Annotated in this window: 18 protein-coding genes; 6 read left to right on the plus strand and 12 right to left on the minus strand. The window is 73.5% G+C overall.

Annotation, left to right across the window (positions count from 1 at the left end; translation table 11 throughout):
- Positions 1–3 precede the first annotated feature (3 nt).
- Together AC4BGE_RS00300 and AC4BGE_RS00305 are read right to left on the minus strand one after the other, a co-directional pair.
- Entirely contained in the window at positions 4–1,467 is a 1,464-nt protein-coding gene (locus tag AC4BGE_RS00300; RefSeq protein WP_490570089.1) for a glutamate-cysteine ligase family protein, read from the minus strand.
- A 39-nt stretch (positions 1,468–1,506) separates the two neighbouring features.
- Positions 1,507–2,508 carry a DUF4192 domain-containing protein gene (locus AC4BGE_RS00305; protein ID WP_490574007.1) on the minus strand — a complete coding sequence of 334 codons (1,002 nt, stop codon included), beginning with the start codon at positions 2,506–2,508 and terminating at the stop codon, positions 1,507–1,509.
- A 143-nt stretch (positions 2,509–2,651) separates the two neighbouring features.
- On the opposite strand from AC4BGE_RS00305, the gene AC4BGE_RS00310 reads away from it, so the two are divergent.
- Positions 2,652–3,962, plus strand: a complete 1,311-nt coding sequence (locus AC4BGE_RS00310; protein ID WP_490570087.1) for a DNA polymerase IV — start codon at positions 2,652–2,654, stop codon at positions 3,960–3,962.
- Here AC4BGE_RS00310 and AC4BGE_RS00315 read toward each other — a convergent pair.
- From AC4BGE_RS00315 to AC4BGE_RS00325, 3 genes are read right to left on the minus strand one after another with little or no spacing between them, the layout of a single operon-like run.
- Positions 3,949–4,788, minus strand: a complete 840-nt coding sequence (locus AC4BGE_RS00315; RefSeq protein WP_490574008.1) for a 5-oxoprolinase subunit C family protein — start codon at positions 4,786–4,788, stop codon at positions 3,949–3,951. The genes AC4BGE_RS00310 and AC4BGE_RS00315 overlap by 14 nt on opposite strands.
- The gene (locus AC4BGE_RS00320) at positions 4,785–5,468 is read right to left on the minus strand and encodes a 5-oxoprolinase subunit B family protein (RefSeq protein WP_490574009.1); all 684 of its coding nucleotides are present in this window, start codon (positions 5,466–5,468) and stop codon (positions 4,785–4,787) included. Before AC4BGE_RS00320 ends, AC4BGE_RS00315 begins: the two co-directional genes overlap by 4 nt.
- Positions 5,469–5,471: 3 nt before the next feature.
- The gene (locus AC4BGE_RS00325) at positions 5,472–6,170 is read right to left on the minus strand and encodes a 5-oxoprolinase subunit PxpA (RefSeq protein WP_490574010.1); all 699 of its coding nucleotides are present in this window, start codon (positions 6,168–6,170) and stop codon (positions 5,472–5,474) included.
- 38 nt (positions 6,171–6,208) lie between these two features.
- On the opposite strand from AC4BGE_RS00325, the gene AC4BGE_RS00330 reads away from it, so the two are divergent.
- Together AC4BGE_RS00330 and AC4BGE_RS00335 are read left to right on the plus strand one after the other, a co-directional pair.
- On the plus strand, positions 6,209–8,458 hold the full coding sequence (locus tag AC4BGE_RS00330) for a S9 family peptidase (protein ID WP_490574011.1): 2,250 nt from the start codon (positions 6,209–6,211) through the stop codon (positions 8,456–8,458).
- 158 nt (positions 8,459–8,616) lie between these two features.
- A complete protein-coding gene (locus tag AC4BGE_RS00335; RefSeq protein WP_490570082.1) occupies positions 8,617–9,579 on the plus strand; it encodes a sigma-70 family RNA polymerase sigma factor in 963 nt (320 codons plus the stop codon).
- Between the two features lie 47 nt (positions 9,580–9,626).
- Here AC4BGE_RS00335 and AC4BGE_RS00340 read toward each other — a convergent pair whose 3' ends face one another.
- The 3 genes from AC4BGE_RS00340 to AC4BGE_RS00350 are packed head-to-tail and all read right to left on the minus strand — an operon-like array spanning position 9,627 to position 12,491.
- A complete protein-coding gene (locus tag AC4BGE_RS00340) occupies positions 9,627–10,919 on the minus strand; it encodes a glycoside hydrolase family 3 N-terminal domain-containing protein (protein ID WP_490574012.1) in 1,293 nt (430 codons plus the stop codon).
- Positions 10,916–11,524 carry a dephospho-CoA kinase gene (gene coaE / locus AC4BGE_RS00345; RefSeq protein WP_490570221.1) on the minus strand — a complete coding sequence of 203 codons (609 nt, stop codon included), beginning with the start codon at positions 11,522–11,524 and terminating at the stop codon, positions 10,916–10,918. Before coaE ends, AC4BGE_RS00340 begins: the two co-directional genes overlap by 4 nt.
- A gap of 58 nt (positions 11,525–11,582) precedes the next feature.
- A complete protein-coding gene (locus AC4BGE_RS00350) occupies positions 11,583–12,491 on the minus strand; it encodes a sulfotransferase domain-containing protein (protein ID WP_490574013.1) in 909 nt (302 codons plus the stop codon).
- Between the two features lie 43 nt (positions 12,492–12,534).
- On the opposite strand from AC4BGE_RS00350, the gene AC4BGE_RS00355 reads away from it, so the two are divergent.
- Positions 12,535–13,824, plus strand: coding sequence for a class I adenylate-forming enzyme family protein (locus AC4BGE_RS00355; protein WP_490574014.1), 1,290 nt, complete (start codon positions 12,535–12,537; stop codon positions 13,822–13,824).
- A gap of 144 nt (positions 13,825–13,968) precedes the next feature.
- Here AC4BGE_RS00355 and rpsA read toward each other — a convergent pair whose 3' ends face one another.
- The gene (gene rpsA / locus AC4BGE_RS00360) at positions 13,969–15,444 is read right to left on the minus strand and encodes a 30S ribosomal protein S1 (RefSeq protein WP_490570078.1); all 1,476 of its coding nucleotides are present in this window, start codon (positions 15,442–15,444) and stop codon (positions 13,969–13,971) included.
- 206 nt (positions 15,445–15,650) lie between these two features.
- Between rpsA and AC4BGE_RS00365 the strand changes: the two genes are divergently transcribed.
- Positions 15,651–16,493 (plus strand): class I SAM-dependent methyltransferase, encoded by an 843-nt coding sequence (locus AC4BGE_RS00365; RefSeq protein WP_490570077.1) that lies wholly within the window; start codon positions 15,651–15,653, stop codon positions 16,491–16,493.
- A gap of 66 nt (positions 16,494–16,559) precedes the next feature.
- Here AC4BGE_RS00365 and AC4BGE_RS00370 read toward each other — a convergent pair whose 3' ends face one another.
- Positions 16,560–17,441, minus strand: coding sequence for a PorA family protein (locus AC4BGE_RS00370; RefSeq protein ID WP_490570076.1), 882 nt, complete (start codon positions 17,439–17,441; stop codon positions 16,560–16,562).
- Positions 17,442–17,553: 112 nt separating this feature from the next.
- Between AC4BGE_RS00370 and AC4BGE_RS00375 the strand changes: the two genes are divergently transcribed.
- The gene (locus AC4BGE_RS00375; RefSeq protein ID WP_490574015.1) at positions 17,554–18,807 is read left to right on the plus strand and encodes an acyltransferase family protein; all 1,254 of its coding nucleotides are present in this window, start codon (positions 17,554–17,556) and stop codon (positions 18,805–18,807) included.
- On the opposite strand, the gene AC4BGE_RS00380 is transcribed toward AC4BGE_RS00375, so the two are convergent.
- On the minus strand, positions 18,708–22,847 hold the full coding sequence (locus AC4BGE_RS00380) for an alpha-(1->3)-arabinofuranosyltransferase domain-containing protein (RefSeq protein WP_490574016.1): 4,140 nt from the start codon (positions 22,845–22,847) through the stop codon (positions 18,708–18,710). The genes AC4BGE_RS00375 and AC4BGE_RS00380 overlap by 100 nt on opposite strands.
- Positions 22,844–23,605, minus strand: a complete 762-nt coding sequence (locus AC4BGE_RS00385; RefSeq protein ID WP_490570073.1) for a class I SAM-dependent methyltransferase — start codon at positions 23,603–23,605, stop codon at positions 22,844–22,846. The genes AC4BGE_RS00380 and AC4BGE_RS00385 overlap by 4 nt, the downstream gene beginning before the upstream one ends.
- Positions 23,606–23,607 lie beyond the last annotated feature (2 nt).

Consider the following 23,607-nt stretch of genomic DNA (forward strand, 5'->3'; position numbering starts at 1 on the left):
CGGTCAGGACCAGGTGTGCACCGGCTCGTTGCTGTGCATGCGCTCGACGTAGTCGAGCAGGGAGGCCCGCAGGGCGTCGAAGCGGTCCTGGTGCTGCCGCGCCTCCATCTGGGCCGCGAACCACTCCGCGCCGTTGGTGCGCAGCAGGCAGCGCTGCTCGATCATGCCGAGGTAGTGGTCGCGCTCACCGGCCTCCACCCCGCTCGCGGCCAGGCCTTCGTCGGCCAGCGGCAGCAGCCGGCGCAGCACCAGCTCGCTGGCGCTCACCTGCCCCAGGCCAGGCCAGTAGACCTGGGCGTCGATCCCGTGCCTGGCGGCCACGTGGAAGTTCTCCTCGGCGGCGCTGAAGGACATCTGGGACCACAGCGGCCGTTCGCCGGTGGCCAGGGCGCGCACCAGACCGAAGTAGAAGGCCGCGTTGGCGATGGTGTCGGCCACCGTGGGGCCGGCCGCGAGCAGACGGTTCTCCACCCTCAGGTGCGGGCCCTCGGGGGTCACGTCGTAGACGGGCCGGTTCCAGCGGTAGATGGTGCCGTTGTGCAGCCGCAGCTCGTTCAGCGCCGGAGTGCCGCCGGCCTCCAGCACCTCCAGCGGGTCCTCCTCCTCGGTGACCGGGAGGAGGGCTGGGAAGTAGCGCACGTTCTCCTCGAAGAGGTCGAAGACCGAGGTGATCCACCGCTCGCCGAACCAGACCCGCGGGCGCACGCCCTGGGCCTTGAGCTCCTCGCTGCGGGTGTCGGTCGCCTGCTCGAAGAGGGGGATCCGGGTCTCCCGCCACAGCTGGCGTCCGAGCAGGTAGGGCGAGTTGGCTCCCACCGCCAGCTGGACCCCGGCGATCACCTGACTGGCGTTCCAGTAGGCGGCGAACTCCTCCGGGGAGGTCTGGACGTGGAACTGCGTGCTGGTGCAGGCCGCCTCCGGGACGATGGAGTCGGTGGTCGTCTCCAGCCGCTCGGGGCCGGCGATCGAGATGGTGATGTCCTCGCCGCGGGCGTTGAGGATCTGCTCGCTGAGCAGCTTGTAGCGGGGGTTGGGGCTCAACGACTCCCGGGTCATGTGACCCTCCGCCAGCGTGGGCAGGATCCCGATCATCACCAGGTGGGCGCCGACCTGGGAGGAGCTGGCCTCGGCGTCGTTGAGGCTGGTGCGCAACCCCTGCTCGAAGGCCGCGAGGCCGCGCTCGCGCAGTCGCGCCGGCGCGCAGTTGATCTCGATGTTGAACTGGCCCAGCTCGGTCTGGAAGGACGGGTCGGCGATCGCCTCCAACGCCTCCGCGCTGCTCAGCGAGGGGTCGCCGTCGGCGTTGATCAGGTTGAGCTCCACCTCCAGCCCGGTCATCGGGTCGTCGGTGTCGAACCGGGACTCGCTGAGCATCCGGGCGAAGACGTCGAGGCAGCGCCGGACCTTCTCCCGGTGCCGGGTCCGGTCGGAGCGGGAGAACTCCTGTGCCTCTACCTCTGCGCCCATGGCGTCACGATAGCCATCCGGAGGGCCAGGGGCGGCCCATCAGCCGGCGTCGCCCGCCTGGTGGTCCTCGGCGTCCACCGGCGCCACCCACCCGGCCCCCGACGCAGCCTCCCGGGACGGCTGCCACGAGGACACCTGCCCGAGGACCGGCAGCCCGTCCGGAGGGACCGCCCGGGTGAGCAGGTCGGCGACCACCAGCGCCAGCGGACAGACCCCGGACCCGGCCCGGGCGGCGTCCACCGCGCACCAGGCCAGCGCCCCGTCTCCGGCGCGCCAGGCGAGGATGCCCAGGACCGAGGCCGGCGCGGAGCTGAGCGCGGCGGGGGTCGCCCGGAGCACCGCGATCCACAGGTCGACGTGGCGCCGGGCGTCGGTCCGCGGGACCCGGATCCATAGCTCGTCGCGCAGCCGGGGGTGGGCGGCGGCCAGGGCCAGTCGCGCGACCTCGCCCGCGTCGGGGACCCGGCCGCTCCCGGCCAGACGGCACACGGTCGCCCGCACCCACGCCTGGTCCGGGAACCGCACGGCGGGGAGGGCCCGAGCGGTCTCGCGGACCCGCTCCGGCACCGGTGCCAGCGACCGGGCCAGGTCGGCCCGGGACCGGTGCACCACGTGGCCGCGCACCACGGCCTCGGCCACGAAGGGGTGGGCCAGGACGTCGAACTCCTTCGCCGGGGCGCGCCCCGGACCGTCGACCTGGGCCCACGCCCGGCCGTCGCAGCCGACCACCAGCAGCACCGAGATGCCGGCCCGGTCGAAGGAGCGCCGGAGCGTCCCGGCGGCGGCCGCCGCCCGGTCGAGCCCGGCATAGACGAGCAGGACGACGCGGTCGAGCCGATGCCGCACTGCCGGCGCGAGCAGAGCGGCACAGACGCCCGGCAGGTCCTCGGGGTCGCCGAGGTCGACGCGGGCGTGCGGCGCGCCCGCACCCCCGAGGCCGAGCATCACCACCGACTCCTCCGGCACGAAGCCGAGGAGCAGCGGCACGCAGGCGAGCAGGTCCTCCGAGGAGCGGGCGACGAGGCCGAGCGGGATGTCCATGCCGGCGAGCCTGTCGCGGCGGCCGGCGCCGTGCCGGAGTCGGCCGGCCGGCCTGGGGAGGACCCGCGCATCCCGTCCGGCTGTGCACGGCGAGCGGGCCGGGGAGTCCACAATGGAGGCATGAGGACGCAGGCGCACGAGGCATGAGGTCACACGCCTCGGTGCTCCACCTCGACCTGGACGCCTTCTTCGCCTCGGTCGAGCAGCGCGACAAGCCCTCGCTGCGCGGCAAGCCCGTGGTGGTCGGCGGGATCGGCGGCCGGGGCGTGGTCTCGACCGCGTCCTACGAGGCGCGCCGCTTCGGGGTGCGCTCGGCGATGTCGACCCGGGAGGCCCGGGCCAGGTGCCCGCACGCCGCGTTCCTCTCCGGCCGGTTCCATGCCTACCGGGAGGCCAGCGCGGCGGTGATGGCGGTGCTGCGCGACCTGTCGCCACTGGTGGAGCCGCTCTCCCTGGACGAGGCCTTCGTCGACCTGGCCGCGGCCGACCTGCCCGACCTCGAGGTGCCCACCCTCACCTCGGTCGCGCAGCGGCTCCGCGCGCGGGTCCACGAGGTGACCGACGGGCTCACCGCGTCGGTGGGCCTCGGCTCCTCCAAGTTCATCGCCAAGATCGCCAGCGAGCTCGACAAGCCCGACGGGCTCACCGTGGTGCCCCCCGGCACCGAGCGCGACCTGCTCCGGCCCCTCCGGGTCAGCGTCATCCCGGGCGTGGGGCCCGCCACCACCGAGCGCCTGCGGCGCGCCGGCATCCACACCGTCGCCGAGCTGGAGCGGGTCGAGGAGGAGGAGCTGGTGCGGCTGGTCGGCCGCGCCCAGGGCCAGAACCTCCACGCCCTGGCACGGGCCCAGGACCACCGGCCGGTGGTGGCCGAGCGGGAGGCGAAGTCGGTGAGCGTCGAGGACACCTACGACACCGACCTGACCGACCGGAAGCTGATGGAGGCGCTCGTCTCCCGCCAGGCGAGCACCGTCGCGGAGCGCCTCGCCAAGCAGGGCCTGGCGGGACGCACCGTGAGCCTCAAGGTCCGGCTCCACGACTTCACCACGCTCTCCCGGTCGACGACCCTGCCGACGCCCGTGGAGTCGGGCCCGGTGGTCGCCCGGCTCGCCCGTGGGCTGCTCGCCGACCTCGACACCTCCGGTGGGGTGCGCCTGCTCGGGGTCGGGGTCTCCGGGCTCGCCGACTGGGTGCAGGAGTCGCTCTTCGAGGACGAGACCGAGCAGGCGCCACCCACGGAGGCGACGGACTTCCAGCCGCCGCGCAGCTCGTCCGGCTGGCGCCCGGGCATGGACGTCGTGCACGCCGAGCTGGGGCCGGGCTGGGTCTGGGGCTCCGGACGCGGCGTGGTCACCGTGAGGTTCGAGACGGCCGCGACCGGCCCCGGTCCGGTGCGCTCGTTCCGCGACGACGACCCGGCCCTGGAGGCGGCCGAGCCGCTCAGGCCAGAGTGAGCCGCAGCTCCTCGCCCGGGCGCGCCTGGGCGCACTCGGCCAGGTCGGCGTGGTCGACCACCGCCACCACGGGGTAGCCGCCCGTCACCGGATGGTCGGGCAGGAAGACCACCGGCTGACCCGACGGCGGGAGCTGGACGGCGCCGAGCACCACCCCCTCGCTCGGGAGCTCCCCCGACCGGCGCAGCGCCGGCCCTGGCCCCTCCAGCCTCAGCCCCACCCGGTTGGAGGACGCCCCGACCCGGAAGCGCAGCCCCTCGAGCCGCGTCAGGTCCCCGATCCAGTCGGTCCGTGGCCCGGGGTGGAGCCGCAGCGCCCGCCGCCGCGGCAGGCGCCGGCTGACGTCCACCGGAACCGGCTGCCGCGCCGCCCGTCCCACCTCCAGCACGTCGCCGGCGGCCACCGGGGGCGGCCCCAGCCAGGAGAGGGTGTCGGTCGACCGCGACCCCAGCACCGGCGGCACGTCGATCCCTCCGGCGACCGCCAGGTAGCTGCGCACCCCGTCGAGGGCGGGCCCCACCCTGATCCGGGCCCCGGCCGGCACCGCGACGGGCTGGTCGAGGGGGACGGCGCGCCCCTCGACCCGCACCTCGCACAGGGCCCCGGTCACCGCCACGACACGGGACCGGCGGGTCACGACCTCCACACCGGTCAGGGTGGTCTCCAGCAGCGCGGCGTCGAGGTCGTTGCCGACCAGCCTGTTGGCCAGCTCGGCGGCCGGCGCGTCGCACGCCCCCGCCACCGGGACGCCGAGGTGGGCCCAGCCCCGCCGCCCCCGGTCCTGGACCGTGGTCAGCGCTCCCGCGTCGGTCACCAGCAGGCTCATGCGACGGTGAACCTGACCCGGGTCCCCGGCGGCAGCAGGGCGGGGCCGGCGGCGCGCGAGACGTCCCAGACCGTCGCGGAGGTGCGCCCGAGCAGCAGCCAGCCGCCCGGCGAGGCGGTCGGGTAGACCCCGCACCAACGGTCCGCGAGGGCGACGGAGCCGGCCGGCACCCGGGCCCGCGGGGTCGCGAGCCGCGGCACCGCGAGCTCGTCGGGAAGCCCCGCGAGATAGCTGAACCCGGGGGCGAAGCCGCAGAACGCCGAGACGAACTCCAGCCCGGTGTGCCGGCGCACCACCTCGGCGACCGAGGTCCCCCACAGCACGGCCACCCGGGACAGGTCCTCGCCGTCGTAGGTCACCGGCACCTCCACCACCGCTGCCGCACCCGACGGGGCCTCGTCGGTCCCGGGCCACCGCGCGAGCAGCCCCGCGAGCGACTCGGGGGATCCCCCCTCCTCGGCAGGCCCCTCGGCGAGCCCCTCGAGCAGCACCGTGCAGGCCCCCGGGACGACCTCGCGGCACGCCAGCGGCGAGGCACGCAGCCACGCGGCGAGCGAGGCTGCCGCCCGGTGGTCGGCCACCTCGACCAGCACGGCTCCCGGCCCCGCCCGCCGGACGCCCAGGAGGTCGCGGGAGCCGCGTGAGCCCGGTCCGTCGCCGGGGCGGGGGGTGGGAGCCACGGGTCAGAGTCCGCGCAGGGCGAAGCCTGCGTCCTCGAGCGCGCGCCGCACCGCCCGCGCGTGCGCGACCGCGCCCGGCGAGTCGCCGTGCAGGCACAGCGAGTGGGCGGTCCCGGCGCCGGCGAGCGCCACGGCGCGCCGGGCCACCTCCTGCTCCCCCACCACCAGGGCGCCGGGCTGGTCCCGCGGCACCAGAGCGCCGTCGTCGGTGTAGGCGCGGTCCGGGAACGCCTCGTGCCAGGTGGTGCGTCCCTGCCCCTCGGCCATCCGCAGCAGCACGCCGCCCGGCAGCCCCAGCACGGGGAGCCGCCCCGACCCGGCCAGCACGGCCGCGGCCTGGTCCTCGTCGTCGACCACCCGGTGGTAGAGCGCGCCGTGCGGCTTGAGGTAGCGGACCGCCGTCCCCTCCTGCGTCGCGATGTCGGAAAGCAGGCCGACCTGGTCGGCCACCTGCTCGCGCAGCACCTCGGCCGGCAGGTCGGTGCGGCGTCGACCGAAGTTCTCCCGGTCGGCGTAGGAGACCTGGGCGCCGACCGAGACCCCCAGGCGGGCCGCCTCGGCGCAGGCGATCCGGATCACCGCGGGCGTGCCGGCGTGGTAGCCGCAGGCGACGTTGGCGCTGGTGACCAGGGCCAGCAGGGCCAGGTCGTCGGTGACCTCCTCGGCGAGGTCGGCGTTCAGGTCCACGTGCACGGCGACCATTCTGCTCCCGGCCGAGGGCAGGTCGTACCCTCGGCCACATGCCCGAGACCCCCGTCGAGCCGACGTCCGCGCCCTCCGCCCCCGCCCTGACCGCCCCGCCGGTCGCCGAGCCCCGTCCGGTGACGCGGGTGCTGCACGGTCACGAGCGCACCGACGAGTACGACTGGCTGCGCGACAAGGAGTCCCCCGAGGTGCTGGCCCACCTGGAGGCGGAGAACGCCTGGACGGAGCAGCGGACCAGCCACCTGGCCGGCCTGCGGGCCCGGATCTTCGAGGAGATCAAGGCCCGCACCAAGGAGACCGACCTCTCGGTGCCCACCCGCAACCGCGGCTGGTGGTTCTACGCGCGCTCCTTCGAGGGCCGCGAGTACGGCGCCAGCTGCCGGGTGCCGGTCCTCGACCCCGACGACTGGACGCCCCCGCGCCCCGACGGCGACGCCTCCCCCGAGCGGCCCGCCCTGCCCGGCGAGGAGATCCTGCTCGACCTCGACGAGCTCGCCCGCGGGCACGAGTTCTTCTCCCTGGGCGGTTCGGCGCTCAGCCTGGACGGCCGCCTGCTGGCGTGGTCGGTCGACACCACCGGGGACGAGCGCTACACGGTGCGCGTCAAGGAGCTGGCCGAGGGCCGGCTGCTCGACGACGTGGTGGAGGGCGTGCTCGGCGGGGTGACCTGGGAGCCCGACGGGTCCGGCTTCTACTACACGACCGTCGACGAGGCCTGGCGCGCGGACAAGGTGTGGCGCCACCGGCTGGGGACCGCACAGGAGGCGGACGAGCTGGTGTTCCACGAGCAGGACCAGCGTTTCTGGGTCGGCGTCGGCCGGAGCCGCGACGACCGGTTCCTCTTCGTGGTGAGCGGCTCCAAGACCACCACCGAGTGGCAGGTCCGCGACACCGCGGAACCCGGCTCCGGGTTCGTCACCTGGTCGCCGCGGCGCGAGGGGCTGGAGTACACGCTCGAGCCCGCGGTGCTGGCGGGCCGCCAGGTCTTCCTCGTCCTGCACAACGGGACCGGACCCGACTTCGAGGTCGCCACCGCGCCCGTCGCGCCGACGCCGCCGCAGGAGTGGACCCCGCTGCTGCCGCACGACCCCGCGGTCCGCCTGGAGGAGGTCGACGCCTTCGCCGGGCACCTCGTCGTCCACCAGCGCAGCCAGGGCCTCACCCAGCTGCGGATCATCGAGCTGGGCGAGGACGGCGCCGGGGACGACTACCTGGTCGAGTTCGACCGGGAGGTCTACACCGTCGGCTCCGGCGCCAACCCGGCCTTCGACCAGCCGACCGTCCGCCTGGGCTACACCTCGTTGGCGGTGCCCTCCTCGGTCTACGACTACGACGTGCGCACCCGCGAGCTCACCCTGCTGCGCCGGACCCCGGTGCTGGGCGGCTACGACGCCGACGACTACGAGGAGCACCGGCTCTGGGCCCCGGCCCGCGACGGGGAGCGGGTGCCGGTCAGCCTCGTCTGCCGCAAGGGCGCCCGGGAGGCCGGGCCCCTGCCGACCCTGCTCTACGGGTACGGCGCCTACGAGGCGTCGATCGACCCCTACTTCTCCCCCTCCCGGCTCTCGCTGCTCGACCGGGGGGCGGCCTTCGCCATCGCCCACGTCCGTGGTGGCGGCGAGATGGGCCGGCGGTGGTACGACCAGGGCAAGCTGGAGCACAAGGAGAACACCTTCCACGACTTCGTCGACGTGGCCCGGCACCTGGTCGAGACGGGCTGGTCCTCGCCGCAGACCCTGGTGGCCGAGGGCGGCAGCGCCGGCGGCCTGCTCGTCGGCGCGGCGCTGAACGAGGCACCCGAGCTCTTCGCCGGGGTGGTGGCCAGCGTCCCGTTCGTGGACACCCTCACCACCATGCTGGACGCGACCCTCCCCCTCACCGTCGGCGAGTACGACGAGTGGGGCAACCCCGAAGCCGACGCCGACGCCTACGCACGGATCGCCGGCTACGCGCCGTACGACAACGTCGCCGCGGTCGACTACCCGCCGGTCCTGGCCGAGACCTCCCTGAACGACACCCGGGTGCTCTTCGTGGAGCCGGCCAAGTGGGTGGCCCGGCTGCGGGCCAGGGCCGTGGGCCGCCGCGACTTCCTGCTGCGCACCGAGATGGCGGCCGGCCACGGCGGCGTCTCGGGCCGCTACAAGGCCTGGCACGACCGGGCCTTCTCCCTCGCCTGGATCCTGGACCGGATGGGCTTGGCCGACACCCCGCCCGCGCCTGCGCATGGCGCCGCACAGGCGGGGGTACCCACCCTTGACGGCGCAACGGGGAGCGACACCCCCTGAGAAGTCCCTGAGAGTTGTCCCAGCCGGCAACTCTCCAGGGCTCCCGCACGTCGTTGCTGGTGAGAGACAGCGACTCCGGGTGCTCGGGAATGACCGATCCCTCCGGGTCGTTGACCACGATGTGACCACGTCGACGGTCACGGAGCAGGAGGCGGCAGATGGCAACCAGAACAGCAGCTCGCACCAGCACGTCCCGCGAGATCGAGGGGCGCGACAGCGTCGGGCTCTACCTGGACGAGATCGCGCGCACGCCCCTGCTGGACGCCGCCCGCGAGGTGGAGCTCTCCAAGAGCATCGAGGCGGGGCTGATGGCCGAGGCGCTGCTGCGCGAGGGCCGGGTCGGCCGCCGCAAGGGCGGCGCCCCCGGGCGCGCCACGCAGGAGGAGCTGGAGTGGCTCGCCGAGCAGGGTCGCGAGGCGGTCAAGACCTTCATCACCGCCAACCTGCGTCTGGTGGTCTCCATCGCCCGCAAGTACGGCCGCGCGCAGATGCCGATGCTCGACCTGATCCAGGAGGGCAACACCGGCCTGATCCGGGCGGTCGAGAAGTTCGACTACACCAAGGGCTACAAGTTCTCCACCTACGCGACCTGGTGGGTCCGCCAGGCCATCACCCGCGGCATCGCCCAGCAGGCGCGGGTGGTGCGTCTGCCCGTGCACGTCGTCGAGGAGCTCAACCAGGTCGGCAGCGCCAGGCGCAACCTGGAGCGCCAGCTCGGGCGCGAGCCCGACCCGATGGAGATCGCCCAGGAGCTCGGCATGGAGTTCGAGCGGGTGCTCGACCTGATGGCCTGGGGGCGCGACCACGTCTCCCTCGACACCCCGATCGACGAGGACGGCGACACCTCCCTGGGTGACCTGATGGCCCAGGAGACCGCCCCGAGCCCCGACACCAACGTCTTGGACGTGGAGTCGCGCGAGCGGCTCAACCGGCTGGTCTCCCAGCTCGACGACCGGTCGGCCGACATCGTCCGGGCCCGTTACGGCCTGGTCGACGGCCGCCAGCACAAGCTGGCCGACATCGGCGCCCGCCACGGCATCTCCGCGGAGCGGGTCCGTCAGCTCGAGCGCGAGGCGCTGCAGAAGCTGCGCCGGCTCGGCGACCCCGACCTCGCGGCCTGAGTCGCTGGTCCTGAGTCGCTGGTCCTGACACCCGGCCTGAGCCGGCTTCACCAGGCGGCAGCCTCCAGCTCGGAGGCTGCCGTCTGTGCGCGTACCGCGGCGTCCGGCGGCACCGGGGTCCGGGCGGCGGTCCGCTGCTGCCACAGCTGCAGCGCCACCACGTCGGCCGCCGCCTCCTCCACCCGCTCGCGGGAGAGGGTGCCGTCCTTGAGCGCCGAGACGACCGTGCCGTGCGTGGCCCGGGTGTCGACGGGCATCAGCAGCAGGTCGGCGCCCGCCTCCAGCGCCCGGACCGCCGGGAGGTCCAGCGCGGCCACCGCCCCCATCCCCAGGGAGTCGGTGATGGTCACGCCGTCGAACCCCATCTCCTCGCGCAGGTGGCGGTAGACCTTCGGCGCCACCGACGCCGGGAGGCCGGGCTGCAGGGCGGTGACCTCCAGGTGGCTCATCATCACCGCCGGGGCGCCGGCGCGGATGCTGGTCTTGAAGGGGAGCAGGTCGCGCGCGACGAGCTCGGCCATCGGGGTGTCGAGCGTGGGCAGCACCAGGTGCGAGTCCCCGGTGGCGGCGCCGTGCCCCGGGTAGTGCTTGGTGGCGGAGACGATGCCGGCCGCGTTGTAGCCGCGGACCGCGGCCGCCGCGGCGGTGGCGGCCGTCCGGGGGTCGGTGGAGGGCGAGCGGCTGCCGATGGTGGGGTCGGCCGAGCCCACGGTCACGTCGGCCACCGGCGCGAAGACCCAGGTGAACCCCAGGCCGCGCAGCTCGAGCCCCGAGGCCCGCATCGCGGCCCGGACCAGCTTGCGGCCTGCCCGTCCGCCCTCGGCGCGGTCGACGTCGATCGCGTCACCGGCGGCCCGGAAGGGCGGGAAGGTGCTGGCCACGCCGCGCAGGTGAGCCACCGAGCCCCCCTCCTCGTCCACCCCGATGACGGCCGGGTGGGTCCGCCCGTCCTCAGCGTGCGCGGCGGCGATCGCGGCGGTCGTCTCGACCACCTGCTGGGCGTCGACGACGTTGTCCGAAGTCACGGCCACCCCGGCCAGGTGCAGGTCGCGCACCAGCTGGGCGGGCACCTCGGGGTCGGTGGAGTGGTAGCGCCCGACGATCACCTGGCCGGCCAGGCGCTCCGGCCCCCAGCCGGCGACGAGCCGGCGGGCCCGCTCCACCTCGTCGGGTGTGGGGCCCCACAGCAGCGGACCCTCCTGCGCCGCCTCGGCCCCGGCCCGGTCCCCGCCCACGGGGTCGCCCCCGGAGCGCCTCTCCGACGGGCCTGGCGAGGAGTCCCCGACCAGCCCGCAGGCACCCAGGCACAGCACCAGCAGCGCCGCGAGCAGAGGCCTCATCGGTCGTCCTGGGCGGCCGCCCGGGCCGTGAGCTCGGCGTACAGGGACTCCACGGCGCTGCGCAGCTCCTCCAGGGTGCCGGAGTTGTCGAGCACGTGCGTGGCCGCCGCCCGCCGCTGCTCCCGGGTGGCCTGCGCGGCGATCCGGGACCGGGCCTCCTCGGGCGTCGCTCCCCGCTCGGAGATCAACCGGTCCACCTGCGTCTGCACCTCGACGTCGACCACCACCACGGCGTCGAAGGCTCCCGCCTGACCGGTCTCGACCAGCAGCGGGATGTCGTGGACCACCAGCGCGGTGGCCGGAGCCGCCGCCTCGAGCTCGGCGCCACGGGCCCGCACCCGCGGGTGGATGATCGCCTCCAGGGCCCGCCTGCGGCCCTCGTCGGCGAAGACCAGCGCGCCGAGGGCCGCGCGGTCCAGTGCGCCGTCGGGCGTCAGCACGCCGGGGCCGAACTCGGCCAGCACCTCGTCGAGGCCCTCCGACCCGGGCGCGACCGCCTCGCGGGCCAGCAGGTCGGCATCGATCACCACGGCGCCGAGCTCGGCGAGGATCCGCGAGACCGTGCTCTTCCCCGAGGCCACGCCGCCTGTCAGTCCGACCCGCACTGCTGCCACCCGTCCTCCTGCTCGGTGTCCTGGACCCGACGAGGGTACGTGGCCCGCCTCAGGCGCTCTCAGGGGTCCCTGCGCCCGCGGCGACGAGCCCGGCCTTCGCCGCGTAGCGGGCCGCCAGCTCGTCGGGGTCGAGATCGCCGGCGAGCAGGCGCACGGTGGTCCAGTGGTCGACGCGGAGCCCGGTGAGCTCGGCGAACTCCGCGACCTCGGGCCGGTAGAGCTCCGCCAGCTCCCACAGCTCGGCCCCCGTGGGGGGCGTCCCGGTGATCGTGCCGGTGGCCTTCATCAGGTGGCGCAGGGGCGGGTGCTCCTCGAACCGCGGCAGCCCCAGGAAGTCGGTGCCGAGGTCGAGGTGACGCTCGTGGTCGGAGAGGAAGGAGACGAAGTCCATGAAGAGCCACTGCTCCCGCCCGAAGAGCTCGAGCCCGCGTCGCACCTGGCTGCCGTAGTAGCCCCGGATGACCCCGGAGGCGCGCTGGAAGCGGCCCGGGTCGGCCTTGCCCCGCAGGTCCTGCGGCACCGCGTCGGGCATGCCCTCGGGCCGCCAGGCGGTGAACTCGGCCCAGTCCGGACCCGCCTCGCCGTGCCGGAGCCGGAGCATCGTCCAGTGCGAGACCAGCCGGTCGAGCGGGTCGCGGAAGATCGCCATCAGCTGCATGTCCGGGTCGTAGGCCCGCATCCGCTCCAGCGCCCCCGGCCAAGCCAGGTAGCGCGGGGTCGCGTCGCCCATGTGGCGGTGCGCCCGCCGCCGGCGCGGCACCCGGTAGTCGCGGTGGTCGGTCCGCGCCCAGTCGACGTTGTCCTTGTCGAAGTAGTGGATCTCCTTGCGCGGCGCCTTCGCGATGTTGACGTGGGCGTTGAAGAGGGCCGACAGGGTCGAGGTGCCCGACTTCTGCACGCCGACGATGGAGAAGGTGTAGCGCTGCCAGCCGAGCGGGGGCGGGGTCTCGACGGACATGGTGCCGGAGATTACCAGTCGCGGCGGTGGCAGGATCGGGCCCGTGACCGAGTGCCCCCTCCCCCGCCTGCACGCCGGCGACCGCGTCGTCCTGTCCCTGCCCGGCTCGCTCCGGTACGTCGAGGTGGTCACCGCCCTGCTGGCCGCCGGGGTCTTCCCGGTCCCGCTGGACCCCTCGCTCACCGCCCGGGAGCGGGCCGGGATCCTGGCGGACGTCGACCCCGCCATGGTCGTCGACGACCCGGAGACCCTCGACGCGCTGGCCGCCACGCTGCCCGCAACGGTCACCGGGCTGCTTCCCCTCGGCCGGCCCATGCACGTCACCAGCGGCACCACGGGGCGACCGAAGCCGGTCGACTCCGGCCTCCTGGACCCGGCTGCGGCCCGGTCGCTGCTGGCCGAGGAGCGCGACCTGTGGGAGTTCGCGGCCGACGACGTCAACCTGGTCATCAGTCCCCTGCACCACTCCGCCCCGCTGCGCTTCGCGATGGGCACCCTGCTGGCCGGCGGGAGCCTGGTGGTGCCCGGGCCCTTCGACGCCGCCACCCTCACCCGGGCGATCGAGGAGTCCCGGCCGACCACGATGTTCTGCGTCCCGACCCACCTCCAGCGGCTCTTCGCCCACTGGGACGAGGTCGGCGTGCCGGACCTGAGCTGCTTCCGCCTCGTGGCGCACGCGGGCGCCCCGTGCCCGCCCGCCGTCAAGCGCCGACTCATCGACCTCTTCGAGCCCGGCACCACCTGGGAGTTCTACGGCTCCACCGAGGGCCAGTTCACCGCCTGCCGCTCCGAGGAGTGGCTGGCCAGGCCCGGGACGGTGGGCCGGGCCAGGCCGGGGCGGTCCCTGCACGTGGAGGAGTCGGGACAGCTGTGGTGCGTGGTCCCCGAGCACGCCCGCTTCACCTACCGCAACGCGCCCGAGAAGACCGCGGCCGCCTGGCGGACGACGCCGGAAGGACCGGCGTTCACCGTGGGCGACCACGGCCGCATCGACGCGGACGGCTACGTCCACCTCGACGGGCGCCGCGAGGACCTGGTGATCAGCGGCGGGGTCAACGTCTACCCGCTGGAGGTGGAGAACGCCCTGCGCGAGCACCCCGGCGTCGACGACGTCGCGGTCTACGGCGAGCCGGACGCCGAGTGGGGTCAGCGGGTCTGTGCCGCCGTCGTCGGGAGCGCCGACGCGCTCACCCTGGACTCCTTCGCCCGGGAACGGCTCGCGCCGGCCAAGCGCCCCAAGCACTGGACCTTCCCACCGGACCTGCCTCGTACGGCCAGCGGCAAGGTCCGCCGCGACCGCCTCGGCTCCTCGGGCGCCGCTGAGCACCGCTGACGACTCCTCAGGGCTGCTGAGGCCCTGAGAGCTCCCGGAGGAGCTCACGAGCTCGTCCGGACGCGGAACCCGTCCGGACGCGGAACGTCCCGCCCACCCTGACGGGTGGACGGGACGTCCGACAGACGCGGGTTGGGCCTGGACTCAGGCGCCGCCGCCGGTGAGCTTCTCGCGGAGAGCCTGCAGGGCCTCGTCGGAGGCCAGCGAGCCGCCGGTCTCCTGCGCGGCCACGGCCTCGCCGCCCGAGCTGTACGAGGTCGCCTCGCCAGCCTCGACCTCGGCCACCTTGGCCTCGGCCTGCTGCTTGACGTGGGCCTCCCAGCGCGCGTGCGCCTTGGCGTACTGCTCCTCCCAGATGGCCCGCTGCTCGTCGAAGCCCTCGAGCCACTCACCCGTCTCGGGGTCGAAGCCCTCGGGGTAGATGTAGTTGCCCTGCTCGTCGTAGGTCGCAGCCATGCCGTAGAGGGTCGGGTCGAACTCCTCGACGTCCGTGGCGGTGGCCGTCTCGTTGGCCTGCTTCAGCGACAGCGAGATCCGGCGACGCTCGAGGTCGATGTCGATGATCTTGACCATGACGTCGTCGTTGACCTGCACGACCTGCTCCGGGATCTCCACGTGGCGCTCGGCCAGCTCGGAGATGTGGACCAGGCCCTCGATGCCCTCCTCGACCCGCACGAACGAGCCGAAGGGCACCAGCTTGGTGACCTTGCCCGGCACGATCTGGCCGATCTGGTGGGTCCGGGCGAAGTGCTGCCACGGGTCTTCCTGGGTGGCCTTGAGCGAGAGCGAGACCCGCTCGCGGTCCATGTCGACGTCGAGCACCTCGACGGTGACCTCGTCGCCCACGGTGACGACCTCGGACGGGTGGTCGATGTGCTTCCAGGACAGCTCCGAGACGTGCACGAGGCCGTCGACGCCGCCGAGGTCCACGAAGGCACCGAAGTTGACGATCGAGGAGACGACACCCTTGCGGATCTGACCCTTCTGGAGCTGGGTCAGGAAGCCGTGGCGAACCTCGGACTGGGTCTGCTCGAGCCAGGCACGGCGCGACAGGACCACGTTGTTGCGGTTCTTGTCGAGCTCGATGATCTTGGCCTCGAGGGTCTGACCGACGTAGGGCTGAAGGTCGCGCACCCGACGCATCTCCACCAGCGAGGCCGGCAGGAAGCCGCGCAGGCCGATGTCGAGGATCAGGCCGCCCTTGACGACCTCGATGACGGTGCCCTCGACGACGCCGTCCTCCTCCTTGACCTGCTCGATCGTGCCCCACGCGCGCTCGTACTGGGCGCGCTTCTTGGACAGGATCAGGCGGCCTTCCTTGTCCTCCTTCTGGAGCACCAGGGCCTCGACCTTGTCGCCGACGGCGACGACCTCGGACGGGTCGACGTCGTGCTTGATCGACAGCTCGCGCGAGGGGATGACGCCCTCGGTCTTGTAGCCGATGTCGAGGAGCACCTCGTCACGGTCGACCTTGACGATCGTGCCGTCGACGATGTCGCCGTCGTTGAAGTACTTGATGGTCGCGTCGATAGCCGCGAGGAAGTCCTCTTCGGACCCGATGTCGTTGATCGCCACCTGAGGGGCGTCGTAGTCCGGAAGAGCGGAGATGGTACTCGTCATAGGGGCGGGATGTCCTTGGGATGGATGGAGTCGTGCGGGCACACCTGAAGTCGGTTTCGTCGTCCGCGAGGGCGACGAGCGGGGGTCCGCTCCGTATGGGACCCGGGCAGACGACTGGCGCAATCCACAAGTCTACGCGCCCGCCGCGGCCAGCGTCCAACCCGGCACCGCGCACGGACCGGGCAGGCGCGCGTTAGCCTCGTGCTGTGCCCGAATCCTCGCGCCTCCCACCCACCGACCACCAACCACAGGCCGTGCGGGTCGAGCGCCGGGACGTGGACGAGGCGGAGTCCAGGCGGGCCAACGGCCCCGACTGGGACCGGTACGCCGACGAGTACCAGGCCACCCACGGCGAGTTCCTCGGCGACGTCGGCTTCGTCTGGGGCCCCGAGGGCCTCACCGAGGCCGAGGCCTCGGTGCTGGGCGAGGTCGCCGGCCGCCGGGTGCTGGAGATCGGCAGCGGCGCCGGGCAGTGCTCGCGCTGGATCCGCGCCCAGGGCGGGGTCGCCTTCGGCCTCGACCTCTCCCACCGCCAGCTCCAGCACTCGCGGCGCCTCGACCTCGACACCGGCGTCGCCGTCCCCTCGGTGCTGGCGACCGCGACCGAGCTCCCCTTCGTCGACGCCGCCTTCGACGTCGTCTTCTCCTCCTTCGGGGCCCTGCAGTTCATCAGCGACCTCGGGCGCTGCCTCGACGAGGTCGTCCGGGTGCTGACCCCCGGCGGCCGGCTCGCCTTCTCCATCACCCACCCCACGCGGTGGATGTTCCCCGACGACCCGGGCGAGGCGGGGCTCACCGCCACCCAGTCCTACTGGGACCGCACCCCGTACGTGGAGATCGACGACGAGACCGGGACGGTGGCCTACGTGGAGCACCACCGCACCCTGGGCGACTGGGTCGAGCTGCTCTCGGCCCGCGGGTTCGTGCTGCGCCGGCTGCTGGAGCCGGAGTGGCCCGCGGACCACGACCGGACCTGGGGCGGGTGGTCGCGCACCCGCGGCCTGCTGACACCGGGCACCGCGATCCTCGTCGCCGACCTGGGGGGCTGACGCACGACGGCTCCCGCACCGCGCGAGGCGGTACGGGAGCCGTGGGCCCCGAGAGGAGTGGAGCGACTAGCTCTTGCTCCGGCGCGGCTGGCGAGCCAGCAACAGCGCGATGATGATGAGGATCGGACCGCCGATGACGCCGACGAGCGGGACGGTGCTGGTGATGAGCTTGAGGCTCGCCCCGTTGTCCTTGGCGTCCGCCACGTTGGTGGCGACCTGCTCGTCGGTGAAGGAGACGTCGAGGTCGAGCAGGACCTGACCGTCCTCGCTGGTACGCAGCTCCTTCTGCTCCTGGTCGATGAGCGCCCCGGTCACCTGGTCGACCCAGACCGTCTTCTCCTGGCTGTAGAGGCCGGAGATGTCGCCCGACACGATCGCGGGCTCCTCGCTGACGTTGACGGTGTACTCGTAGGTCGGGAGACCGTCGATCTCGCGCTCCCCGATGTAGGTCGCCGGCACGCCCATCTCCAGGATGCTGTCCCACGAGACGTAGTCACGCTTCTCGGGGTCGAAGGGCCACTTGTTGACGACGCCCTCGTGCTGGACGACGGTGTCGGGCAGGTAGCCCTCCTGGTCGACCGACTCCGCGGTCACCCGGTCGGTGGCGAACATGTCGTCGCCGATGTTGATGACGTTGGGGTCGGCGTCGTCGCCGGTCCCGCCCCGACCGCAGTCCGGGGTGTTCGGGATGTCCTTGACGAGACAGGTGTTGGTCACGAAGACGGCCGTGCCGTCGTCCGAGGCCTCGGAGTCGACCTTGGTGTAGTTCGCGACGCGGACGTCGTACGGCTCACCGACATAGACGGCCGTGCCGGACAGGCGGGTCACCTGGTCGATGTCCAAGGGGGTCTTCTTGACCTGGCCGGGCGCCCAGAACGCACCGATGGCCGCAGCGACGAGCAGGAATGCCCCCAGAAAGAGCAGCACCCAGCTGGTGATCTTACGCACTTATTTCCTCCAGTCCCGTGTGGTGAGCGGCACACTAACAGGTTGTTACTGGTCGGTCAGGCTTCGGCGCAAGCGTCTCGCCCTCGAGTCGCCCCGTGAGATAGTCACGGGCGTGGAGCAGCCAAGGGAGCAGGCAACGGTGCACGCGACGGCGCAGGCGACGGCGGGGTCGAGGGAGCAGGACTCCTACCCCGTCCTCGACACGCTGCGGTTCGTCGGCGCCCTGGCGGTCCTGACCACGCACGTCGCCTTCTGGACCGGGTCCTACGGCTCGCACCCGGTGCTGGGACCGTTCTACTCCCGGCTGGACGTGGGGGTGGCGCTGTTCTTCGTCCTCTCCGGCTTCCTGCTCTCCCGCAAGTGGATCTCGGCCCGTGCGGAGCGGCGCCCCACGCCGGAGGTCCGGCGCTACCTGTGGCACCGCCTGCTGCGGATCTACCCCCTCTACATCGTGACCGCGCTGCTCGCGATCTTCTTCGTCAGCGACAACGCCGACCTGAGCGCCGGCGAGGTGCTGACGACGCTCGCCATGGTGGGGATCTACGTCGACCCGTCGCTGCCGGCGGGGCTCTCCCACACCTGGAGCCTGGCGACCGAGGTCTCGTTCTACCTCGCGCTCCCGGCCCTGATGGCGCTCGGCCTGGGCCGCCCCGGGCGCGGACGCGGGCTGCCGGTGCGCCGTCTGCTGCTGCTGGTCGCCGGCATGCTGGTGCTCAGCGTCGCCTGGCTCAGCGGCCTGGCCGCACGGCTGCCCGGCACCGAGAACCTCCCGGTCAACGAGTGGCTGCCCGCCTTCGGAGGATGGTTCGGTGCGGGGATCCTGCTCGCCCTCGCCGAGGTGCTGATCGCGCGGGGCGAGGCCCCGCGCTGGCTGCGTCGGACCGTCGACGCGATCGCGCTGCAGCCCGGCGCCTGCTGGGTGCTGGTGCTGGGGCTGATGCTGGTCGCCACCACACCCCTGGCCGGACCGACGCTGCTGGTGCCGCCCACCACGGCCGAGGCGGTCACCAAGAACCTGCTCTACCTGCTCGTCGGCCTCCTCGTCGTCTCCACCGGCGTCTTCGCCCGCCCCGGGACGGGCTACCACCGCGTGATGAGCACGCCGCTGCTGCGCCACCTGGGCCGGACGTCCTACGCCATGTTCTGCATCCACCTCCCGATCCTGCACGCAGTCGGCTGGCTCACCGACTACCCGCTCTTCTCCGGTCAGATGCTCGGCATGTGGCTGGCCACCCTGGCGCTCACCGTGGTGGCCTCCGAGGTGCTCTACCGGTCGGTGGAGACACCCTTCCTCCGCTTCAAGGACCGCGTCCCCGGCTCCACCGACAAGAAGAGGACCCCGGCCAGGGCCGCCAGGACCAGGTAGTGGGGCCAGGACCAGTCGCCCGCCCACCCCTGGCTGCTCCCCCACGGCCGGAAGAAGTAGGCGCTGGCCGCGACCCACACGGTCGCTCCGCACAGCCACGGCGCGACGTCGTCGCCCAGTCGCTGCAGCCCGGCCACGACGATCCCGACGCCGATCCCGACGCCGACACCGACCCACCCGCCCAGGGTGCCGAGCGCGAGCAGCCCGATGACCGAGACGCTCACCCAGCCCAGCCGCCGGGGACCGGCGGGGGCGGTCCGGCTCCCGGCCGACCATCCCCTGCCCTGGAAGGCGAGGAAGGCCAGGATCAGGAGGAGCGCGAGGCCGAAGACGACCCCGGTCTGGTAGGTGCGGTCCGGCTTGAACTCCGCGAAGACCGGGTCCAGGCCCGTCCGGCCGGTGCGCCAGCCCTGCTGCCAGCCGTCGACCGTCACCGGCGTGAGCGTCTCGCCGCCCTGCTGCGCGACCCAGCCCGGGTTGACGTTCTGGCGGAGCACCACCACCTCGTCGGCCGCGGTGGGCGAGATGCGGGTGGTGACCCGGGTTCCCTGCGTGGCGGCCGGGTGGACCGTCGCCCCGGCCGGCGACGACGCCGCGGAGGACTCCCGCAGCGCCACGGTCTCGGCGACCACGGCGCCGGTCGGCACCGAGCGCACCCGGCTCTCGCCGGGACCCAGCCGGACGGCGCCCTGCTCGCAGGGACGGGCCTCGACCACCTCCATGGCGTAGAGCGCGGCCGGGCTGGTCACCAGCTGGGTGGGGAGCTGCTCCCCGTCGACCTCCAGGGAGGGTCCTGAGCCGCACTCGTAGCGCCGCTCCTGCCGCGTGAGCGACTGCGCGGGCAGATCGAGGCCGCGCAGCTGGACCTCCCCCATCCCCAGGGGCAGCACCTCCGTCCCGCCGGTGCTGGTCACCGAGCTGGCGTTCTCGCCGTCGGTGGGCTGCAGGCTGATCCACTCCGCACTCACCGGCGCGAAGGTGGCCCGGCCCCGCTCGTCGAGCTCGACCTTGCGGGAGCCGCCCGGCCAGCGCAGCCTCACCTCGGTGGGACGGCGCACGGGCGCGTCGTCGTCGACCAGGATCGTGACGCCGTCGACGGTGCGCTCGTCGGGGAAGCGCAGGGTGAGCTTCGGCTCGTCGTCCTCCGTGCTGGGCGTCCAGCTGGTCCCCAGGTCGCCGTCGACGGCGGCCACGGCCGAGGCCCGGGCGTCGGCGGGTCCGGTGGAGCTGGCCTCGGCCTTGATGAGCTGGTCGCGCTGGAGCAGGTCGACGAGCGCGTCGCCCATCCGGGGCCGAGCGGTCATCGACACCTCGTAGTCGACCTCGGCGGGCAGGGGGACGATCCGGTCGAAGCCCTCGGGCTCCTCCGGCGCGACGACCCGCGACTCCCGGCACGGCACCCGGTCCTCGAGCAGCACGCACCCGGTGCGTCCGTCGGAGAGGGTGCTCAGCAGCACCCCCTCGGGGGCGGGCGCGCCGTTGGGCAGCGGTGGCGTCACGAGCGGGCGGGCGACCTCGAGGCCGTCGTAGGACACCTCGGCCAGCGCCAGCCGGCCCAGCGTGCCGGCGCCCTCGACGCGCACCCGCGACACGGCCTCGTCGCCGAGGTCGAAGTAGCGGACCTCACCGGCGGGCACCGTGCGCACGGCGGAGGCACCGCGGTCGGTCACCACGCGCACCTGCGCACGGGCCGCACCGTCCCGGCCGAGCCGCACCGCGAGCCGGCGCAGCACCTGGGGCTCGTCGAGCTCCATCTGCCACCACGGCGTCCCCTGGCCCTCTCCGACGACCCACTCGGTCTCCTCGGAGCCGTCGACGGCGGCGTAGGGCAGGTGGGCGCGCCGCGCGCCGCCCACCGCGTTGGGGTCCGAGCGCGAGCTCGATGCGGACAGGGCGGTGGCGCCGAGAAGCCGGGTGGTGGTCAGCCACCGGGTGCCGTCCTCGAGCCGGTAGTCCTCGGCCCGGTTGAGGGAGCGCCGCACGTCGCCGGCGGTGCGCACCGGGGAGATCGCGTCGTGGATCCGCCCGAAGTTGCGCTCACGCTCCTGCATGCCGTCGGTGAGCAGGAGGCGGGACTCGGGGTCCAGGAACGTCTCCTCCTCCGACCCGGCCGCGAGCTGCGCGGGCTCGTCGCCCAGCAGCCCCGCGGTCGAGAGGTCCAGCAGGTCCTCGGGACCACCGACCACGACGGACAGCGCGTCGGAGGTGGCCGCGCGGGCGGGCTGGTCGACGAGGGCGTAGACGTCGATCGCGGAGCGCTCGAAGTCCCAGCCGCCGTTGGGCAGCAGGCGCCCCTCCTCGCTGACCAGGCTGCCGTCGCCGCCGATCTCGGGACCGAAGCCCCGGACCCGCCGGATGCCCGGGGAGTCGATGAGAGCCTGGTGCACCAGTGCCGGATCCGGGATCTCCGGGGAGGGGGCCAGGTCGTTGCGGACCAGCACGTAGCCGATGCCCGCCCGCCGCAGGTAGGCGGCGAGGCCCTCCGCCCCCTCCCCCTGGTTGAACCGCTCCTCGATGGCATCGAGCATCCGGATGTTGCCCGGAGGGGTCAGCGGGATGGCGTTGCGCGTCGTCCAGCGGTCCAGGCCGAGATACTGCACGGGCTCGTCCTGGGGCTGGCCCCACAGGTACTCGGCGAACTCCGAGCCGGGCGCCACCAGCACGGCCGACTCGCCGGTGTTGTCGTCCAGCCAGCCGACCGCCTCCTGCCAGTAGGCAGGCGTCTCGGCGACGCGCTCGGTGGTGAGCAGGCTGCCCGACATCAGCGGCATGGAGGCACCCACCACCCCGAGGACGGCGAGGCCACCGAAGGTCCAGCGCGGCTGGAGCCAGCCCGGCACCTGTCGCCCGGCGGTGCGCCGGGCCGCGCTGGCCCGCACCGCCTCGTCGACGAACCAGGCGAGGCCCAGCACGAGCGGCAGCCGCACCACCGGGTCGAACTTGTGCACGTTGCGCACCGGGGCCAGCACCCCGTCGAGCGCCTCGTGGAGGGAGCCGGCGAACCAGCCCTGGACCGAGCCGAGGTGTCCCATGGTGACCAGGAAGAGGCCGGCGAGCGTGCTCAGCACCAGGAACTGCCGGTGCCGGTTGGAGCGCAGGGACATGCCGATCACACCCAGCATCAGCACGATCCCGCTGTTGAGGGCGGCGTACGGCGTGGTGGTCAGGCCGCGGCCGCCCTGGCGGGTCTCGTCGATGTAAGGCACCCACGCCGACGTGCCGCGCAGGGCGTCGAAGATGGTGGTCGGGAAGGTCGTGACCCGGGCCGACTCGATGTAGTCCAGGAAGGGCGGGCTGTAGGCCCCGAGCAGGAACAGCGGGACGAGCCACCACAGGGTGCCCATCAGGGTGAAGATCGGCCACCAGATCATCAGGCTGCGACGGCGGGCTCCCGGCTGCCGGGTGAGGAGCCAGATGACGCCCAGCGGGATCACCGCGAAGGTCGCGGCGGCGTTGACGCCGCCCACCAGCGCCACGCCGAGCCCGGCGAGCAGCGCCGCCCGCCGCGTCGAGCCCTGGACGCTCCCGCGCACCAACGGCAGCAGCACCCAGGGCGCCACCGCGCTGGGCCAGGCCTCGATGGAGATCCAGCCGGCGGTGCTCAGGATGCGGGGCGAGGCCGCGAACGCGAACCCGGCGAGCAGGGCGGCCGCGTGCGAGCGCACGCCGACGGCGCGCGCCACCTTGGCGCCGCCGACGAAGGCCACGCACAGCACCAGCGCCAGCCAGAGCCGCTGGATCACCCACTCGGGGAACTGGTAGCCCCACAGGAGCAGGAAGAACGAGCCCATCGGCCACAGGTAGCCGTAGGCCTGGTTCTGCAGCTGCCCCAGCGCCCCGGTGTCCCACAGGTGGAGGGCGCGCGAGAGGAACTGCAACGGGTCGGCCACGAGGTCGAACTTCGTGTCGGCCACCTGGAATCCCGAGGCCTGGACGAAGGCCAGGCCGGTGAGGAGCGCGCAGCCGGCCAGCAGCCGCATCCGCCACTTCCCGGCGTCACGGCCGGAGTCGACGGAGGGAAGGTGGTGGTCCGGGGTCACCTCTTGCGCAGCACGAGCACGAGGTTCCACGTCACCACCTCACGGATCACCGGGACGCGCAGCAACCACCAGGACCACCACGGGTTGTAGCGGGGCAGCACGGCCACGACCTCGGCCGAGGTCGTGGCGGCGGCCCAGGCCAGTCCATCACGGACGGTGACCTTGTACAGGGATTCACCGAACTTGTTCTTCGGCTCGTGACCGTGGCGGCGGGCGTAGCGCCGCCGGGCGAACCGGCCGCCGAGGTAGTGCCACGGAGCGGTCTCGTGGCCGCCCCAGGGGCCGTACCAGACGGTGTAGCTGATGAAGACGAGCCCCCCGGGGCGCGTCACCCGGACCATCTCCTCGGCCATGGTCCAGGGCTCGGGGACGTGCTCGAGCACGTTGGAGGAGTAGGTGACGTCCAGCGACCCGTCCCGGAAGGGGAGCTCCATGCCGCTGCCCAGCACGGTCCCCTCCGCGATCTGCCCGGCGCTGGAGAGCTCGCCGACGTCCGCGTCGAGCGCGTAGTAGGTGGCCCCGCGGGCACGGAAGGCGTCCCGGAAGTAGCCGGGGCCACCACCCACGTCCAGCATCTTCATGCCGGTGAGGTCCTGGTAGCCGGAGAGCTGCCTCGCGGAGTCCTCGGCCAGGGCGGTGTAGAACCTGGCCGGGTCGGTCTGCTCAACCCGGAACTCGCGGAAGAGCCGGATGGAGCGCCTCAGGGTCTCCCAGCGGGCGCTCGGCCGCTCGTCGGCGGACAGGGTCGGCGTCGTCACGG

This window comes from Nocardioides sp. Z50_6, assembly GCF_058215755.1.